This window comes from Clostridium sulfidigenes, from assembly GCF_000732635.1.
Lineage (GTDB): Bacteria > Bacillota > Clostridia > Clostridiales > Clostridiaceae > Clostridium_J > Clostridium_J sulfidigenes.
The window spans coordinates 1-1,654 of sequence record NZ_JPMD01000069.1; the positions used below are offsets into that span (position 1 = coordinate 1).

Here is a 1,654-nt window from a genome sequence, read left to right on the forward strand (position 1 = left end):
TGTGCAACTGGTGCAACTGTATCTTTAGTTACAGTAAATGTAGTACTTTGTAAAGCCTTAATATTACCCTTAGCATCTGATGCATTTAGAACTTCAACTGTGTGAGTTTTAGATGTATCTAATGCTAATCCACTAAATGTTAATGCAGAAGTACCTGTTCCAGTTCCAGTGTATACAACTCCATCAATTTTTACAACAGCAGCAGATACAGGTTCAGAGAAGTTAACTGTAGCAGTTGTTGCAACATTTGTATTAGTTTTAGCAGAAACACTCACTACTTCTGGAGCTATTCTATCTTGAATTGAGAAAGTAGTAGAGTAGTCTTGTACTGATTCATTTGCTGTAGTTTTAACATTTTTGTTAACAACAACTGAATAAGTTCCTTCAAAAGTTTCTGCACCATCTAATGTAACTATAAGTGTCTTTTTATCAGAACTTAAAGCTCCTGTAGCATTTGTAGAATTTACTACATCAGAACTACTTGTTGTTTCTTTAAATGTAATATTTTTTATTTTATTACCAACTTCGTTAATTACAGTAGATGCACTAATTGGCTTATTGAAAGTAATTTCTAATTGTTTAGCATTGATTGCTTTCGCTGACTCAACTCTTGGAATTGCAAGTTCAGCTTCTTTAGTTGCTATTGCTGCTCCTACATTAGATTGTACAGCTGCCTTTAAAGCTTCGTCTTTCATAGTTAATAAGTCATTATATTTAGCTTTTGCAACTGCTAATTCAGCATCTGTAGTTGCTGCTTTTACTTCTGCTAATACTTCATTAACATAGTCCATTTGAACCTTATCTAAAGTAGCAGAGTAGTCAAGAACTAATTTTAATAATCCTTCATTACTTCTTTGAAGCTCTAATCCAACGATTATTTCTCTTAATTTATTGATTGTAGCTTGTTTAACTTCTTCTTTGCCATTAGATATAGCATTTAAAGTATCCACTACAGTCTTTTGGTATTCTATTGTGAAATTATCTAATTCTGAGCTCCAAGTATAAGCATCTTTAATAAAGATTTTAGCCATTCCAGCTACCGCTTTTCTTGCATCTCCTATTGTTTTTAGATCTTTATTTGTTCTTGCAGTTACCATTATATCGTATACTGCCTTATGATGTGGAGCAGCTACTGCTTCAACTCTTTTGTTAAGAGCATCTTTTTGAGCTCCAGCTTTAAGTGCCTTTACAGCATTGTAAGCCTTGTCTATGTTTGCTCCGCTAGGGTCTTTCTCCATTGTTATTACTGCTTCTAATGCAGCTTCGTATGGAGTTACTTCAGCTGCTTGTACTAATTGAGTAGCTATTCCAGCACCCATTGTTGCTGTTAAAGCTGTTGCCATTAATTTAGTTGTCTTTTTATTCAAGATGATTCCCTCCTATTTGATTTCATTTAGTTTTTTATATAGTTATCTATACTGAAGACAGTATAGAAGCACTCAAGATTAAATACATTTACAAATATTATATTGTATTACATTTATGTATATTACAAGAATGTAAAATAATTATATAACACTATAAAATGCTTGTCTATAAGTTATACGCAAATTATAGTAAATTAGTATTATTATTAAATATTTTATAAGTATTTATTATAATTGCCATTTTTACTCATAAAGATATTATACACACAACACAATAATATATCAAC

1 protein-coding gene is annotated in these 1,654 nt (G+C 31.3%); it reads right to left on the minus strand.

Annotated elements, in window-relative coordinates; genetic code table 11:
* Positions 1-1,367 (minus strand): hypothetical protein (locus IO99_RS17835; RefSeq protein ID WP_035135857.1); only part of this gene is annotated, 1,367 nt, incomplete at its 3' end.
* Between the last annotated feature and the right edge of the window lie 287 nt (positions 1,368-1,654).